The organism is Roseibium sp. RKSG952, assembly GCF_009711355.1.
The window spans coordinates 1-1,583 of sequence record NZ_SMMF01000527.1 but is presented as its reverse complement, the minus strand read 5'-3'; the positions used below and the strand labels follow the sequence as shown (position 1 = coordinate 1,583).

At 51.5% G+C, this 1,583-nt stretch carries 1 protein-coding gene; it reads right to left on the bottom strand.

Features of this window, described 5'->3' with window-relative positions:
* Positions 1 to 78: 78 nt before the first annotated feature.
* Complete coding sequence (gene rhuM, locus E1297_RS02000) at positions 79 to 1,254, bottom strand: RhuM family protein (protein ID WP_155133242.1); 1,176 nt, start codon at positions 1,252 to 1,254, stop codon at positions 79 to 81.
* Positions 1,255 to 1,583 lie beyond the last annotated feature (329 nt).

Sequence of the window (1,583 nt, the reverse complement as noted above, 5' to 3'; positions counted from 1 at the left end):
GCAGTAAGACCAATCCCTCCCGGGGGATTGTCTGCTGCCGTTGAAGCAGGAAGCCCCGTCCCTCAAGGCGGGGAGCAGTCACCGCGGTTTCGGAGTGCTGTCAGAGTTCAGATCGTCTTCCGGCTGCCGATTTTCAGGCCTGCCCGACAATTCATCTGAGATCCGTGTTTGCAGTCTACCCTTTACTTCTTGGGTGCCTGCCCCTTTTGTCAGCATATCGGAGAATCTCGACCCTTCAGGTTCACGAGGGGTGCCGTTTGTCTGCTCGTCAGTTGGGCGCAGGGCGTTTTCACTCGTGATGCTGTTCATTACCAGCCGGATCATGAGATCCTTATTGCTTGGCTCACTTGCGGCGACCAGGAGAGCCATGGCGGTCAATCCCTCTGGTGTGATTTTGAGTGGAAGCTTCTGAGACTGCATGTATCTCAGGAGGGAAAACGATGCGATGCGCTTGTTTCCATCGGAGAACGGGTGATCCTTGATCACGAAATAGAAGAGGTTCGCAGCTTTCTCTTCGGCACTTTTGTAAAGTGACTCCCCGAACATCGTCTGATCAATGTTCCCAAGGAGACCGTCGAATGCGTGCTCCCGCTCTCGACCGAAGAGGTCCGTCGCCTCCCCTTTGTTAAGGAGTTCCTGCTTCAGTTGACCGATATCGGAAATCATTTCGTCATAGGAAACGGACTTGGTCGACGGAGTGCCTTCCGGAATTCCCAAGGCGTCTTCATCGTATTTAAGCAGTGTGGTCCAAGTGCTGGCATAATTGCTGACAAGATCGAGAACTTGTCGACTTTCATCGCTGATGTCTTCCTGACGATGAAGCGTCTTCGACAGCAGTTCCATCGTCTGCTGAGCTTCAGTCAGACCCAGGTCAGCCAAGCGGCGCTGATTAATGGTGTACCCCTTGACCAGGTGGTCATTTAGTACTTTGGTCGACCACTGCCGAAAGCGAACCCCCTTCTTGCTGTTCACTCGATAACCAACGGAGATGATCGCATCCAGATTATAGTGGGGTACTTTACGAGATACCTCACGTTTTCCCTCCATTCGAACCCGCAAGAAATCCTTGCAGGTTGCCCCTTCATCTAACTCATTGTCCAAAAAAATGTTTTTTAAGTGGAGCTGCACATTTTGACGTGTTGTGTCGAACAGATCCGCCATTTTTTGAACTGTGAGCCAAACGGTTTCCCCTTCCAAGAGGACCTCAACATTAGATTTTTCGCCATCATTTTGAAAGATAATTAGTTCACTCATTCTGCGTCTCGCTGATTCCGATTTGCCACAATACTGTAAATCATTTCGACGCAAGACACGTCTTGGGTATTGTGAGATATTTCCGATTAACGGCAGAATTACGGGATATTGCGAACCTGCAAGAAATCCTTGCAGGTTGCTCATGACGAAGCTTTCCGCCTGACAGTCACTCAGCCGCGATAACGGCGGGCACATCAAAAACAAGGGATGGTGGAAATACCCGCTGAACCAGTGTATCGGACTTCGGTTGCCGCCTTCCGGTCATTCTGCCCTCGCCCGGACGGCGCGGGGTCGGCACCGGACGATCCGATTTCCGCCGCGTGTAGATC